This window comes from Adlercreutzia agrestimuris, from assembly GCF_943193125.1.
Classification (GTDB): Bacteria; Actinomycetota; Coriobacteriia; order Coriobacteriales; family Eggerthellaceae; genus Xiamenia; species Xiamenia agrestimuris.
Genome location: NZ_CALPCX010000002.1, coordinates 1 through 15981 on the forward strand (window position 1 = coordinate 1; position 15981 = coordinate 15981).

General features: G+C 48.3%; 10 protein-coding genes. 7 read left to right on the plus strand and 3 right to left on the minus strand.

The window, feature by feature from the left end; genetic code table 11:
- The first annotated feature begins 670 nt into the window (after positions 1-670).
- From NFR28_RS03235 to NFR28_RS03255, 5 genes are all read left to right on the plus strand, one after another.
- The gene (locus tag NFR28_RS03235; protein ID WP_251178399.1) at positions 671-2869 is read left to right on the plus strand and encodes an amino acid permease; all 2199 of its coding nucleotides are present in this window, start codon (positions 671-673) and stop codon (positions 2867-2869) included.
- A gap of 75 nt (positions 2870-2944) precedes the next feature.
- Positions 2945-4378, plus strand: a complete 1434-nt coding sequence (locus tag NFR28_RS03240) for an APC family permease (RefSeq protein ID WP_251178400.1) — start codon at positions 2945-2947, stop codon at positions 4376-4378.
- Positions 4379-4435: 57 nt separating this feature from the next.
- On the plus strand, positions 4436-5923 hold the full coding sequence (locus NFR28_RS03245; RefSeq protein ID WP_251178401.1) for a S10 family peptidase: 1488 nt from the start codon (positions 4436-4438) through the stop codon (positions 5921-5923).
- Between the two features lie 38 nt (positions 5924-5961).
- On the plus strand, positions 5962-7320 hold the full coding sequence (locus NFR28_RS03250; RefSeq protein WP_251178402.1) for a C45 family autoproteolytic acyltransferase/hydrolase: 1359 nt from the start codon (positions 5962-5964) through the stop codon (positions 7318-7320).
- Between the two features lie 119 nt (positions 7321-7439).
- The gene (locus NFR28_RS03255) at positions 7440-8786 is read left to right on the plus strand and encodes a C1 family peptidase (protein ID WP_251178403.1); all 1347 of its coding nucleotides are present in this window, start codon (positions 7440-7442) and stop codon (positions 8784-8786) included.
- A 289-nt stretch (positions 8787-9075) separates the two neighbouring features.
- On the opposite strand, the gene NFR28_RS03260 is transcribed toward NFR28_RS03255, so the two are convergent.
- Positions 9076-10620: a C69 family dipeptidase gene (locus NFR28_RS03260; RefSeq protein ID WP_251178404.1), complete on the minus strand. Its 1545-nt coding sequence runs from the start codon at positions 10618-10620 to the stop codon at positions 9076-9078.
- Between the two features lie 335 nt (positions 10621-10955).
- On the minus strand, positions 10956-11882 hold the full coding sequence (locus NFR28_RS03265; RefSeq protein ID WP_251178405.1) for a LysR family transcriptional regulator: 927 nt from the start codon (positions 11880-11882) through the stop codon (positions 10956-10958).
- Positions 11883-12192: 310 nt separating this feature from the next.
- Between NFR28_RS03265 and NFR28_RS03270 the strand changes: the two genes are divergently transcribed.
- Both NFR28_RS03270 and NFR28_RS03275 read left to right on the plus strand, forming a co-directional pair.
- Positions 12193-13536 carry a phenylacetate--CoA ligase family protein gene (locus NFR28_RS03270; protein ID WP_251178406.1) on the plus strand — a complete coding sequence of 448 codons (1344 nt, stop codon included), beginning with the start codon at positions 12193-12195 and terminating at the stop codon, positions 13534-13536.
- Positions 13537-13560: 24 nt separating this feature from the next.
- Positions 13561-14214, plus strand: a complete 654-nt coding sequence (locus NFR28_RS03275) for a LysR family transcriptional regulator substrate-binding protein (protein WP_251178407.1) — start codon at positions 13561-13563, stop codon at positions 14212-14214.
- A gap of 91 nt (positions 14215-14305) precedes the next feature.
- On the opposite strand, the gene NFR28_RS03280 is transcribed toward NFR28_RS03275, so the two are convergent.
- A complete protein-coding gene (locus NFR28_RS03280) occupies positions 14306-15973 on the minus strand; it encodes a lipopolysaccharide biosynthesis protein (protein ID WP_251178408.1) in 1668 nt (555 codons plus the stop codon).
- Positions 15974-15981 lie beyond the last annotated feature (8 nt).

The following is a 15981-nucleotide window of genomic DNA, read 5'->3' on the forward strand; positions in this document are numbered from 1 at the left end:
TTTAACGTTTATGCAGTTGAACTGGCATTTTAATATAACTTTTTCGCTTTTGCTTTTTTCTAGTTTGCCCGATTAGGCGGATTGGGTCTCAAAATGGCTGGAAAAGTCGCTGATTAGGTGGGTCGACCTTCGGAAACCGCCTAATCGGGCACATTCCCTGCCACACTTCGCCAAAAACCGCCATATTTTAGTTCAGCGTTGAAACAAAATTAGGTCGCGTCTTCGCTAAATTTTGCCATAATACCAGGTCAGAAGAAAAAAATGCGAAAATGTTCGCTGAGGGCGAGGCACAGAGGGGCGCGGCGGGGCTGGCGGCGCAGCAGTCGAGACGCCCGAAGCGAAGGTCTCGCAAGCAAGCAAGAAGGCAAGATGAATAGAAAAGGCGAATTACTCAAAAAAGATGAGCGAATTACACATAGATGATTAAAAATATTCAGTTATATGCAGCCTTTGGTATAAACACGGAATCGGTTAATTGACGCGCAGCAAACAAACGCCTTCTGTGCGTACTCCTTGAGTTTTTTAACGCGCAAACTAAGTTTGCTGACGAAGGACTTGGCAATAATCCTAGGCTCGGCATCTCGCTTCGGAGGCATTTGTACAGGTAACAAGATAAAGCGCGGGCAGCCTTTATCTTGTTGCGCGGCCAATTTCGAGTAAGGGGTACGTTATGAGTACATCTCATGCATCGTCCGCGAAATCCTCGGCTGCGCCGGCTAAAAAGAACACGGGTAACTACATTTCATTGATGGCCCTCGTAATGATGAACGTGACCATCATCGGAAGTGTAGCGAACGACGTTCAGCAGGCTTATTATGGCTTATCGTCAATCACGCTCTTTATTATCGGCGCTTTGGTGTTTTTCTTACCAACGGGTTTGGTGGCCGCTGAGTTGGCTTCAGGTTGGGGCCAACGAGGTGGTATTTTCCGTTGGGTTGGCGAAGCACTTGGTCCTGGATTCGCATTTTCTTGTCTGTTGATCCTTTGGTTCCAGACTTCAATTAACTTTGGTTCTGGTGTTGCTTCCTCAGCCGCCACAATTGGTTTTTACACACCCGATTGGGACTGGGCAGTCAACTTCATGAACCATCCGCAATTCCAGTTGCTTATCATGATTGCATGGCTGGCATATTATTGGGGTTTGACCTGGGTTTCAACAAAAGGTGTTAAGGCTTTTGCAGGTCTTACTAAATACGGCGTAATTATTGGTACGTTTATTCCGTTGGGCTTCATGGTTATCATGACGTGCGTATGGTTGGCTCAAGGTCACGTTTCTAATGTTGAATTTGCGCCGCAAAACTTGATCCCAGAGTGGCATGGTCTATCAACGCTTGCACTTGCAGCAGGTGTTTTCTTCAGCTTTGCTGGCATTGACATGAATGCTGCTCACATTAAGCAGTTGAAAAAGCCACAAAAAGAATTCCCCATGTCAATCTTTATTGCCATGATTTTGACGTTGATCATCTTTATCGCTGGTACGCTGTGTATCGCTATCGTTACGCCAGTTAGCGAGATGAATCTTGTTTATGGTTTGTATCAGACCTACCGTATTTTGGGCGAATGCTTTAGCTGCCCCTGGATTTATGTAGCATTCGTTTGGGTTGGTCTCGGTGCTTCCATGGCATCATTGGTTACCAATCTTGCAGGTCCGTCATTTATGCTTGGTCAAGCAGGTCGCTCAGGCTTTTTGCCGAAGTTCATGCAGAACAACAACAAGCATGGCATGCCGAGCCGTTTGATGTATATGCAAATGGGCTTTATGACCGCTGTTGCATTCTTGGTATTCCTTATTCCTAACATTGAAGGCTTTGTTATTTTGATCACGCAGGCCATCACGATTTTGTACATGATGTACTACGTCTTGATGTTCATTTCTTTCTTGAAACTGCGTCATGATCAACCGAATCGTCCGCGTCTTTTCAAGGTACCCGGTGGCACAGTTGGCGCCTATCTGGTTGCTGGCGTTGGTTTGATTGCTTGCGTATTCGGTATTGTTTTGGCAATCATTCCTCCTGCTCAGGTCTCCGAAGAAGTTGGCAGTCCTGTGGTGTATGTCGGCATTATTGTCGCTATTATCCTCATCACGTTTGCCATTTGCTTCATTATGTATCAAACATCCAAGCGTCATAACTGGGTTGACCCGTCAAACGTATTTGCTCCGTTTACCTGGCAAATTGAAGGCTTAAAGAAGCCAGGAAAAGTTTTGTCGAACGTTCCTTCAGAAATGATGAGCGAAGGTCAAAACCCCATGGGTATGCCTATCAAAAAGCTCTGGAACCCCAACGAGCAAATAGTGCTTCCTGAAGAGTATTTAGGTCACGGTGGTCATCATCCGATGTCGCCGTCTATCGAAGCTGGCGACGACCCTGCAGCTATTAATCGTCCGGTTAAAACCAATGGTGTTTCAAATACGGCTATGGGTGTTGCTGTCATGAGTCAGCCGACGGTGATTTCTCATAAGGCAGGTTTGCCAACCGCGAAAACAGCTGGTTTGAAGAAGAACATTCGCTCCCTTGAGACCGTGCCTGTACAGCCTGAAATAGGCGTGCCTGCAGCGCCGTCTGATGAGGTAGAAGCGGTGAGGATCCCGCGCGATATTACTGCAGCGGCAAAGCGCGCAACTGAAGCTGAACAAAAAGCTGAAGCGCAAGAGACGCATTCAGAGCAGGAAGCTCACGATTATGCAGTTGAAGCACAAGCTTATAAAGAGCAAGTTGAGGCGTATTCAGATTTGTTGACCGCCCAGCGCGAGGTGAAAGAGACCACGGCTGCAGCAAAGCAATCTCATGCTGCAACGAAGGGTCACCGTAAAACTTCGACACCAAAAAAGCCAGATAAAGGCGCCTCTGATAAGAAAGATCAGAAGTAAGAGTAAGAAAAGACGCGCTTGCTTTGTGATGCGAGCGAAGCAAGCGCTGTCTTTACGAGGCAGGTGTGAGAAGATATGACTACAAACTCAAATAAGGTGCAGGTTGCTTCGGCGAAGACTGCTCAAGCTACGGTTGCTAAAACACAGACCGCAGCTGGTAAGCCTGGTCAGGCAAACTCTCCATTCAAACGCACGCTTACCGTGCCTGACATGGTGATTTGGGGACTCATATGCATGGTTCCTATTTCCCCAATGGCCATTTACGGCGGCGTGTTTACCGACTCTGGCGGAATGCCTACTTTGGCCTTTTTGATTGGCTTTGTGGCAGTGCTGTTTTCAGTATTTTCCTTTGGGATTATGATTCAGCATTTTCCGTCATCAGGATCAATTTTTACTTATGTAAGCCACATTATGGGTAAGCCCATGGGCTTTATTGCCGGTTGGCTGATGCTGTTGCAGTATCTGGTCAGCCCGACCTTGGTGTATTTGATTGCTGCAATTGCAATTCATTCCATGGTTCCAGAAATTCCTATTTTGGTGCTGTGCTTTGCCTTCTTAATTGTGGTCGCTATCGTGTCACTGATTGGCATGAAAACAGCCATGGTTGTAAACAAGATTGCTTTGATAGCGCAGCTTGTGATCTTGGCTATCTTTGTTGTTCTTGGTGTGACCTATATCATTGGTCATCCTGAGACATGCAGCTTCTCGCTGACCAATGTAGTAAATCCTGCGAAGTTTGACTTCGGTGGCACCATGTCAGCAGTTTCATTGGCAGTAATGTCTTACGTTGGTTTTGGCGCAATTGCAACACTTACGCAAGAAGCTGTGGATCCTAAACGTGGTCCTGGGCGCGCTATGATGGTAATGGCGCTTGTGTTGTGCGTGCTCTATGTTGCTCAATGCTTCATAGCAACATGCATTGATCCGAGTGGTGCAAACTTTGCCAACAATACCGATAACGCATTTTATGTGGTAGCACGCATGATTACTGGTCCTTGGTTGGCAATCTTGTGCGCCGTTGGTGTTGCGTTGGCGCAAGGTATTTTTACGGCAATTGCACAGCAAAACTCCATTGCGTTCGTTATGTTTACTATGGCAAATGGCGGCACGCTTCCCAAATTCATGGGCAAAATGAACAAGCGTACAAACTCACCTATTAATGCGGTTATCTTCATTATCGCCTTATCGGTTGTTTTGACACTTGTTGTGCATTTTGCCGGCATCGACATGAATACGGTTGCAAAGATTTCTAACTTTGGTGCTCTGGCAACCTACGGATTGCTGAACCTGTGCGTCATCATTTATTGCTGGTTCAAACTGAAAGAACGCACCGGTGTAAAAGCCGTGTTCATGCATCTGATTTTCCCGACGCTGGGCGCAATTATCTGTTTCGCCATCATGCTCTCAGTTAAAGACGTAGCGTTAACGGTTGGCGCTATCTGGATTGTGATCGGCATTATTTACTACTTCGTTATTGCGCATGTTTTGAAGCGCGACATCACGCTGTAGCAATCACGCTGTAGCAATTATTGGTAATAACAAGCAAACAATAAGGAGCTTGTAACTATGAGTGAAACAACAAATTCTTTTACCGTTACTATTGGAGACGACAAGGCACAACAAAAGCCTAAAGCAGCTGTTCCTGAGCCCGCAAGCATTAAGCGTACGTGGTCAAATGGCTCTCAGTCTATTGATTACGAAGCAACCGCAGAATGCCTGCAGCTCAATCAGGACGACGGCACGCTCATTGGTCACATGTTTGCGCTGTCATATGTTACCGACGAAGAAGATAAGACCGATCGTCCTGTAACGTTTCTCTGGAACGGCGGCCCGGGCGGATCGTCATTTATGGTCAATGTAGGCGGCATGGGCCCGCGCCATGTTCCAATTGACAAGCAGCAACAGTTGCCGTGCCCCACGCAGCCCGAGGATAATCCTTGGACGATGCTTCCCTTTACGGACATGGTATTTCTTGATGCTATGGGTACTGGCTACTCGAAGATCGCCGATGGCTATGATCCGAAAAAGGTTTGGGGCGTTGACGGAGATGCCGACGCATTTGCTCGCGGCATTGCTGCATGGCTGAGCGCTCATCAGCGCTGGAATGCGCCGTTGTATCTATATGGCGAATCATATGGCACCATGCGTAACTCTGTCTTGATGCGTGTTTTAGGCGAGCGCGGCATTGGTGTTACCGGTGTTGTAGAGCAGTCAACTATTTTGGATTATGCCCCGACGCTTGCAGGTAATGACCTGTATTACATGGGCATGACTCCGGTATACGCAGCTACCGCAAATTATTTTGGCAAAGCCGGCAAAGGCGTTGACCAGTTTGAGTGGTTTGACCGCGCATGGAAGTTTGTTGACGAAGTGATGGGTGCAGCGCTCATCCGCAGCGATAGCTTATCTGCTGACGAAGAGATGAAGGTTGCTGAGCAGATGAGCGAATTGATCGGTCTGCCGGCAGAGTTTATTCAGCAGAAGCACTTGCGTATTGAATTTGACACCTTCCGTAAGACCATCATGGCTGATGAGGGACTCTTCACCGGTCGTTACGATATGCGCTTTACCGAGCCTGCCTACATGGATGTTCAGGGTGACAATGAGTTCTTCGCTGGCGAAGATCCATCGGGTGACGCCATCATGACTCCTGACACTTCTGCATGGATGATGCTTGTACAAGAGACGGGCTTCAAGGGTTCGCCAAACTACGTTGGACTGTCCTTTAAGGTGAACGCTGACTGGAATTGGACACATCAGGCACCTGGCACTATGGGTTCGCCGGTTTGCCCGAATACCGCATATGACATGGGTACCGCGCTTCGTCGTAATCCGCACTGCCGCGTACTGTTCTTCGGTGGTATTCATGATGCTGCTACGCCGTATTGGAACGTTAAGCACTCAGTGTCCAAGATGTTCTTGCCCGAAAGCATCACTTCTCATATTGAGTATCACGTTCATGAGAATGGACATATGGCGTATGAAGACCAGCCGACGCTGGAAAAGATGGTTGGCGAACTGCAGGCATTCTACGAGAAACGTCACTTGGGTTAGATATACAAACAAAGCAAAACGCAAGGAAAGAAGTAGTTATGCTTGACGAAAAACAAAAAGCGGTTGTAGATAAGGCAACCTTAAACCAAAAAAATGGCTGGCAGCATATCCATGTGAAAGGCACACCTTACGAGTGTGGCTTTCAAGAAGGTTACTTGCTTGCTGACGAATATGCTGACGCAATCAGGGTCTACACTTACATGACGCTTGAGTCCTTTGGCATGGAATACTCATGGTTTGCTGAGCAATCTATCGCCCTTCACAAGGACAAGATTCCTCCTCGCATTATTGAAGAGCTCCAAGGTATGGCTGATGGTCTGACCGCGGCTGGCGTTGAGACCAGCGTTGATGATGTTATTGCGTGGAACGACTGGATGGAAATGACAGGCTACTGGTGGCCGCAAGCTGCGCCAAAGTTGATGTCTCGTCCGCAGATGAAGACGCATCGTAAAGAGCACTGCTCTGCCATTATTGCTACAGGTGACGCTACAGTTGATGGCAAGCCAGTCATAGCTCATGAGAGTTTTGACGAGTTCTGGAGTGGCCAGTATTTCAATGTTTGCAAACGTGTTGAGCCTGATGAAGGAGCAACTTTTATCATGCAGGCATCAGGTCCTTGCATGCTGAGCTCTATGACGGACTTTTATGTCACCTCATATGGGTTGTCAGTAACCGAGACCACACTTGCCGGTTTTGACCAGTACTCAACTGAAGGCGTTCCTGAGTGGGTACGTATTCGTGATGCCATCCAGTATGCAACCACTATTGATGAGTTTGTTGAGCGTTTGAACAGCGGCAACAACGGTGGATATGCAAACGCATGGCTTATTGCCGACAAAAAGACGGGCGAAATTGCGCGCTATGAACAGGGCTTGAAGTATCAGGCGCTTGAGCGCACAAAAAACGGTTGCTACTTTGGTTGTAACGCCGTGTTTGACCCGCGTATCCGAAATCTTGAGTGCAAAGACAACGGCTTTAATGATCCGCGTCAGCAGACTGGCGCACGTCGCCAACGCTGGATGGAGCTCATTGATCAGTACTACGGCAAGATTGATGTGGAAGTAGCCAATAAGATGCTGGCTGACACCTATGACGTGTATCTGGGCTACAACAACCCGTCATCACGCTGCATTTGCGCTCATTATGACGTTGATCCGCAGTATTACGCTGACGATCCAGATGCCGTGTGGAATATCCCATTCTATCCTGCGGGCTCGTGCGACGCTAAAGCTGCCGGTCCTGAAGAAATGGAAAAGATCCAGATGTGGGGTCGTTATGGTCGCGCAGATGGTGTCGAATTTGATGTGGACGCGTTCTTTGAGCAGCATCCGCTGTGGAATTGGATGAAGGGCTATCTGAAAGCTCGCCCCACTGAAGCATGGACGCTTTTTGAATAACACAAACATTGTGATCTTTTGCAACACAATCGCCTCCCTGGTGCATGAAAGATTGAGCCAGGGAGGGGTGGTTCGCAAAACTAATGGAAAAAATAGACGCAAGAGAATTGGAGTGTCTTATGAAGTTATCAAAAGAACAAATAGCCAAAATGTCTGAGTCTTTTAAAAAAGCAAAGACCCAGCAAGTTGCTCAAAAAGCTGTTACTACAAATGGCATTTTGAAGTCAGCTGAAGATGTCGAAGTGCTCAAAGAGCTTTCGCCCGCAAACTTTGCTTTCTCAATTGACGTGGACAAAGAAGCGGTTGCTAACCAGTTGCAATCAGGCCGTTGCTGGATGTTTGCATGCCTCAACACGCTGCGCTTCCATATTGAGAAAAATCTTAATTTACCCAAAGGAACCTTCGAGCTTTCGCAAGCTTACCTGGCGTTTTTCAACAAGCTTGAGCGCTCTGCATGGTTTATGGAGCACATTGTGGCAACTGCTGACAAGTCCCTTGATGATCGCGAAGTAGATTGGCTGATCAGCGCACCGATGCAAGACGGTGGCGACTGGGATATGGTAGCTGCTTTGGTTAAGAAATACGGAGTTATCCCGCATTCAGCTATGTCAGAAACACATTGCACCAACGACACGGCTGAGATTAACACCTTCTTGTCACACTTGCTTCGTCAGGATGCTTTGAAGCTGCGCAAGATGGCACAAGAAGGTAAAGACACCACGCAAACTCAAGAAGAGATGCTCAACGAGGTATATCGCGTCTTGGCTGTTTGCTTTGGTGAGCCGCCTGAGAAGTTTGACTTTACCTATGAGGATGCCAAGGGTGAATACCATGCGGACTATGATTTGACGCCGCTTGAGTTCGCCAAGAAATATGTTCCGATTGATGTTGCTAACTATATTGGCGTTATCAATGTTCCTGGCGAAGAGAACCCCTACAACCGCATGTACACCATTGAGGATTCCGACCAGATACCTGAGCGCGAGAACCTCTATCTGAATCTGCCGATGGACGAGCTTAAAGCGCTGGTTATTGAACAGTTAAAAGCAGGCGAGCCGGTATGGTTTGGTTGCGACGTGCTGCAGCACTGTGACCGCATGGCGGGTGTTATGGATATGAAGTTGTATGACCTTGAGAGCATGTTTGACGTCTCCTTTGACATGGATAAAGCTGAGCGTTTTGCAACCCATGAGAGCTTGCCTACTCATGCAATGGTTATCGCTGGCGTTGACATCAAGGAAGGCAAGCCGGTCAAGTGGAAGATTGAGAACTCTTGGGGCACCGAAAATGGTGGCAAAAAGACGGGCAACAATGGTTACTTCGTGTGTGGTGACGAATGGTTTGACAACTTTGTGTACGAAGTTGCTATCCGCAAAGATCTTCTCAGCGAGGCACAGCAGAAGGTCTTGGGTACCGACCCAATCGTTTGGCCGTTCTGGAATACGTTTAACCCTGTGAGCGCCTAGCTTCAACTTCCAAGGAAGTAAGAGGTTGACGGCAGTATTTCGAGACGACGATCCGACACGATTAACCCCTTACCGTGCCGGTTGCCGGGGTGCGATTTGTTTGTGACAAAGCGTGCCATTGTACAGGAAAGCCGAGACACATTTTGTGCCTCGGCTTTCTTTCGTGCGAAGGAGTTACTGCTTGTTGTGTTCCATGCGCATTGCTTGGTGATGTAGGGATGCCCCAATACGTAAACAGCCCCCAACGACAGAGGCGCAGGGGGCTGCAAAAAATGGTGGCGCGTTAAACTCAGTGATCAGACGCGCCAAATGCGTTTTGCATCTTGAGGCTTCGCTCAAACAATACGCTTCCTAGCAGTTTGTCGTTAGCGGCTTTTACCAGGTCAACAAGTTGAGCGTTGGCTTTTTCGAGTGTCTTGATGGCGGCATCGTCGTCCATGTCAGCATCGGCGTTGATGAGCTCATCGGTAACACGGAGTGATGCATATCCTGCTGCGAGCGTCTCCTGTTGATATCCCGAAATAGCTTCCATGTTGTCGAAGTATTCAGGGTCAGCCAGGGCAGCTACTAAGCGATCCGTCCAATAAAAGCTCTCGGTGCTGACGTTGGAAGGTGTATCCAAATACGCTGGAATTTCGCGCACATTGCTATACAGAGCAATGGCGGTATTGAAGGGACCTGACCCAAAAGCAACCCATTGGACGCCTTGTGCTGCGTGAGGAGCATACGGACGAATTTGAAGGATGGAAGTCTCGCAGGTACGGTTTATGCCTATATCGCGATACAGGTGACGAGATTGGTGGTCTCCAAGATTGCCATAGCAATCGTAGATAGTGCCATTGTAGGTGGAAGATAGGATATTCTTTACGTCCATAACCGAGATTTTTACTTCGGGAACCATGCACCATGGAATATCCATGCTGTGTACGGTGTAGGTTGGGTCGGCGCCGTGGAAGAGGGGAGAAGTTTGGTTAAGCACGCTGCACATATACCACGCGCGCGGATTGTTGTAGACGATGTCTAGCCAGGTATAGCTGCTGAATGCTTGGCGCGGATTAAATACCGCAGGAATGCCATGGAAGTCTTCGTCAGCGGCTGCTCCTTCTGATAGTGAGACATTCAGGTGATTGGCGGCCATCCACTCAGGTAAGTCTGCACTGCACATATAGTCGCGCTGCGCGCCAAGCGCATCTGCTAAATCCATGCGATCAATGCCAAGACGGTTCGGCTGGGCAACATAGCAGTCATCAGGTACGCGACGAGCAATCCAATGGTGTCCGCCGACTGTTTCGATATACCAAATATCGTGATCATCGCCAAAAGCGACACCGTTCATCTCATAGGTTCCGTATTGCTCAAGAAGCGCACCCATGCGCTGAACACCCTCTTTTGCGCTACGAATATAAGGCAAAATGATGGTAACCAAGTCCTCTTCGCCAATGCCGCCGGGTACTTCAGGTTCATATCCAGATTGACCAGGTGTTCCCTTAGCTGGTTTGTAGCAGATAAGTGGGTCGGCGCCTAATACGCGCGCGTTTGACGAGATTGTTTCTGTTGCAGTCATGGAAACGTTTGCGGCGTTAATGCCTGCTTCGCCCCAAACGCCGTCAGAGCGGTCAGTGTTAGGCGTGCAGACATAGCGAAGCGGGTTATCAGGTAATTCAATGGTGAGATGCGAATTTACGCCGGTGTAGGTTTTAGGTTGCTGATCGGGCAAAACAGCAACCATGCTCTTCGCGTTGAATGAGCCGTCGCCGCAGTCTTCGTTGCGTGCGATGATTGTTGATCCATCGTTTGTTGCTTTTCTGCCAACCAATAATGTCGTGCAACCCATATGTGCCTCCTTTGGTTGAGTAAGCTAAAGCATTGAATAGATGACAAAGCTTGAGCTTGTGAGTAAGGTTCTTTTTGACTATACGATTCAACAAGGAGACGAATTAGTGCGCTTGCTGATTGCAAAGTCCCTGATAATCAACGGGTACCGATTGGTAATGTTGCGCATGGTATCCGGGGGCACGCGCAGCAACCTGCGAGCGCGCAGCAAGTCGACATCCTGCGCGCACCTGATAAGGAAGCGAACCGCGTCAAAATGAAACATGCAAGCAAAATGCAAAGTGCATAACAAGTTTTTGCCGCACCTGTGAAGTGATTCACTTCACAGGTGGCGTTTTACGATTGGGGAATTTGCACGCAAGGGTTGGCTGCGATAATTGCTTGCAGCTCATCAATGTAGTGCAGGAGAAGCACAGAAGGTTTGCGTTCGGCGTGCATGATGTAACCAACCTGCATAGAGTCTTCGGTATCAAGCGGAATGCTTGCAATGCCCGACATCATCTCAGACGACAAAACACCTGTTGAAAGCGTAAACCCGTTATGGCTTGTCAAAAGATTGGTAAGCGTGCCTCGGTCTGAAAAGCGGATGTTTTTGGTGTGCGGCAAATAACTCAAGGGTTCCTCTGAGTAGTAAAACGAGTTGGTGGTGCCTTGTTCAAATGAATAACGAGGATATGCTGCTAAATCCTCAGGCGTGAGTTTTTCTCGCGTGGCAAGGGGGTGATGTTCGCCCACGAAGACATGAACGGAAGCCTTGAAGAGTGGATAGAAAGTGACGTGCGCATCGTTGAACGCTTTTTGGAGGACCTGTTGATTGAAGCTATCTACAAACAAAATGCCCACTTCGCTGCGAAAAGTGCGAACATCCTCAATGATCTCAGCAGTTGTGCTCTCACGTAAGATGAACTCATAGTTGTCCGAATTGCAGCTTTCGGCAACCTTGACGAAAGCTTGAACGCTGAATGCGTAATGCTGCGTTGATACTGCCAGGCGAACATGCGAGTTGTCATGTTCGGTATAGCGAGCTTCAAGCATGTCTGCTTGTTCAATAACCTGTCGGGCGTAACCCAAAAGCTCAGTACCATCATTGGTGAGTGTGACTCCACGGTTGCTTCGCATGAAGATTGTTATGCCCAGTTCTTGCTCGAGTTCTTTGACTGCAATGGAAAGATTCGACTGCGATGCGTAAAGATTTTGCGCAGCAGCATTGATGGAGCCATATTCAGCAATAGCAATGAGATAGCGAAGTTGTTGAAGTGTCATATTTTTCCTCACGATAGCAAGGTGGACAACTACAGGCGAAGTGGCACCAAAACAAAAATGCTCAGACGCTCAAGTGTGGAAGGACAGTTTGTGCAAGCCATAAAGATGGTTTGACTGTTGCATAGTATAGAGGTTGCAACAGTGAGGTATTGCTTAATTTCGGTAAAACAATGAGCCTGGTAATATAAATAATAGATAGCATCTGTTCTAAACATCATATGACAAAAGAGGTTGTATTTGGCGGTTGTTCATGGTTTGATGCTTAAGCTGATTTTTTCTATTCCGACATACGCAGCTAAGGAGCATCATTATGGCGAAAAAGGACATTCCTTACGACCAGAAATACTACGACCCCGAGATTGAGTGCATGCCTCGCCCTGAGCTTGAAGCTATGCAACTTGAGCGTCTCAAAGAGATGGTTCGCTATGCGTATGACAATACGGTTTATTACAAGCGTTCATTTGATGAGGCTGGAGTATCTCCGGATGATATTCAGACGCTTACTGACATTGAGAAATTCCCCTTCATTGACAAGAAGACCGAGCGCGATACGCAGCATGTTGGTAGCTTTTTTGGTGAGATGTGTTCGGTGCCGGAGGAAGAAGTTATCTTCATGGCAACCTCATCGGGTTCAACAGGTGTGCCTACGGTAAGTCCCTTCACCCAAGAAGATTTCGACCTGTGGCAAGACACCGAAGCGCGTCTTTTCTGGCAAGCGGGCATGCGTCCGAACGATCGCTACGTGCACGGGCTCAATTTTGCGCTTTACGTTGGCGGCCCGGATGTTATCGGTGCGCAGCGTTTGGGGGCGCTGGCCATTTGGGTAGGCGCTGTTCCGTCGGATCGTTTGCTGTTTGTGCTTAAGCAATATCAGCCGACGGTGATCTGGACGAGCCCCTCTTACGCATGGACGCTTGGCGAAAAAGCAAAGGAAAAAGGCTTTGACCCCAAGACTGATTTCGCAATTCATACCATCATTGTTGCAGGTGAGCCAGGAGGTTCCATTAAGTCAACGCGTGAGGCCATTGAAGACTTATGGGGCGCGAAGGTAGTTGACTTCTTCGGACTTTCAGACATTTATGGCGCATGTGCGGCCATGTGTGAGGCAAAAGATGGTCTGCATATCGCCGAGGATCAGATCATGGTGGAAACGGTTGACCCTAATACCGGAGAGGTTCTTGCACCGGGCGAACTTGGTGAGTTGGTCTACACCACGCTCATGAAGAAGGCGCGTCCCATGATCCGATTCCGCACGGGTGATATTGGGTATGTAAGCAATGAAAAGTGCGAATGTGGTCGCACGCTCGCACGCATTCATATTACCGGTCGCAAGGATGAGATGTTTATTGTTGGTGCGGTTAACGTATTCCCAACTGATATTGAATATGTCGTACGTGGCGAAAAAGGTTTGACGGGCGAATACTCCATTCGCGTTTATGATCAGGACTTCACGACAAAGTATGAAGTCTCGGTTGAGCGTGCTCAGGGATCAGATGAGCCTTATGATGTGGTGGCTAAACGAGTTGAAGGTGCGTTGAAAACGCATACCGGAGTACGACCGGCAAAGGTTATCGTGTATGATGCTGGTAAGTTGGGCACGTCATCTGAACACAAAGCAAGCCGCTTTGTGGATGAGCGTACGAATACGAAATAAGCGTTTGCAGGAAGAAGGATAATCATGGCAGCAACTTTTGCAATTTCAGGACAGCACTACCTTTTTGACGTGCAAACGTTTGCCCACACTGTTTTAGCGCTTGGTGGGGATAAGTATTCTTATGCGTTGCGCGATCGGACAACGCAAGGAGTTATTGATGATGTGGTGTCTGGTGATTCTGAGCTGGGCGTAATTGTGCAGACATCGCGAACCGCCGATGAGCTTAATGTGGCACTTGATGCAGCTGGTCTAACATTTTGCGAACTCATTCAGTCAACCCCTCGCGTGGCGCTTCCTAAAAGCCACCCGATGGTGAATGCGTCTTCGCTCTCGCTTGAAGACATGGAAGGCTATCCGTATATTTACTTCGAGCAGGAGCCGGGCTCACCGGCGTGTTTTGCCGAGGAGGCACTTGCAGAAGTTCCTCGTGAAAAGAGCATCGCGTGCACCGACCGCGCTTCGCTTTCGGAGCTCATTGTTGCACTGAACGGCTATACCATCACGAGTGGCATTCTGGTAGGTATTTCTGATGGCTCTTCACTGGACACGGTGCCGCTTGAAACAGATGAAACTCTTCATTTGGGCTATGTGGTTCGCAAGGATGAAGAACTTGATGAAGTGGGCATTCGCTTTGTTGAGACCCTCAAAAAGAATCTGGAGCGTTACGCTCGCTTCTAAACATATGCTGCTTTTAAGCAGGCAGCACAAATTAAGCATGTTGATGCGCAAATAAGTGTTTGGCAAAAAGCACGTGGTGTTTTAGCTTGCCTTAATGACGGCGAATCCGCGCGGTGCGATCTGAGCTGGTATCGGTATTCCGATGTGAGCTTCGATGTGCACCGCGCGTTGTTTGTGAGTTGCTGTCTTGAATGGCTGTCAGTTTGGCTGTGTCAGCTGCGTTGGGCATTTCGCCTGACTTTGATGTATCCATGCCGAGTTTGTTCGCCAAATCAAGGCGAATGCTTACATACTCAATAACAAGTAGCACAAGCAAAATAGTCATCACAATGAGATACCCAATGACCGCACCGGGAAGGCCCGTGAAATTCACGAGCAAAATTGGCACAAAGAGCGAGAAGCCAAATGTGATCAAATAGAGCTTCGTGACGGACTTTTGGCGGCGAAGCACCGTGATTACTTGGTAGAGAAAATCAATGGCAGCAGTTACGCCACCTGCGGCAATCATGATGTAGGACAGCCCGCGGAACTGCTCAAAGTCAAGGCCATAGAGCCAACTCATAAGTGGAATACCAATCCATGCCATAAAGAGTGCCACGATAACGGTGATGGCAATGATGAGGACAAACATGGCAATGATGCTGAGGTCAAAACGGCGTCGTTTGTTGGGGTCTGACCATGCCTCAGCCATCCGAACGAGTAGTGGCTTATAGATGAGACCAACGGTGAGCAAAATGCCTTGCGCTGGGAAGTAGAGCGCATTGAAGTAGAGTTGGTTGTCGTAGCTTAGAACACCTTCCATGACAAATTTCGGCATGTTGTCAATAAGCGCATAAAGAAAGAGAGCCACAAACAGCGGGAAGCATTGCCTAAAAAGCATTGCCACACTAGAGACGCGCATATGATCTGACTTTGGTGTTTCAAAAAGCGCAAGGGGAAAGGTGACCAGGATAAACGTTGCGGCAGCGGCAACTGCCATGGCAATACAGGCACCAGGAAGATTGCGCGTAATAAACAAAAAGACGATAAAGACAATAAGGACAACTGCCGAGCGCAGAGCTTGCGAAATGCCCGCCAAGTACAGCTTGTCCATCTGCTGGAGGCGTCCTTCGTATACGTCGGCTAAGCCATCAATCATTTTATAGATATACACACCCATGCTGATGGTGAACATTTCTGAGTTATAGCCGCGCAAAGAGCAGTAAGCAACGCTCACTGCCACCATAATGATGCAGGTAATCCAGCGGTTAATCTGATAATCCGAAAATGAATGCGTTTGCTCAAGATCGGAGACTTGATAGGTACGGACACCATAATTAGCCAAATACATGAGCAGCATGCCAGTGACAAATGCCATAGAAAACATACCAGCTTGTTCGACACCAACAAGCTGAGTAACCACAATGGTCAAGATGGGGAAAACCATGCCCCATAATGTGATGCCAATTGTGTTAAAGATGTAGTCACGCGTAGTGCGATGCGACGCATATTCTTCTTGTTGGCCGCCGAGATCTCCTGATGATACAGCGCCGAGCAAACGAGAAAACCAATGATCCAACCCACGTTTAATGAAGTTTGGCTTGCGCGTGCGCGTCTGAGGCATTTCAGCTGTTTGCGCTGCATGCTGGCCGCGCAAGCGACGCGTTGTCTCTTGGTTGCTAACAGCGCTGTTTGAATAGGTGGGATTTGAGGTGCTTGTGGTTTTGAATTCGCGCGTGTGCTCTTGATCAAAAGAAGTATGCTGCGGCTGCCGATCCATACGTGAAA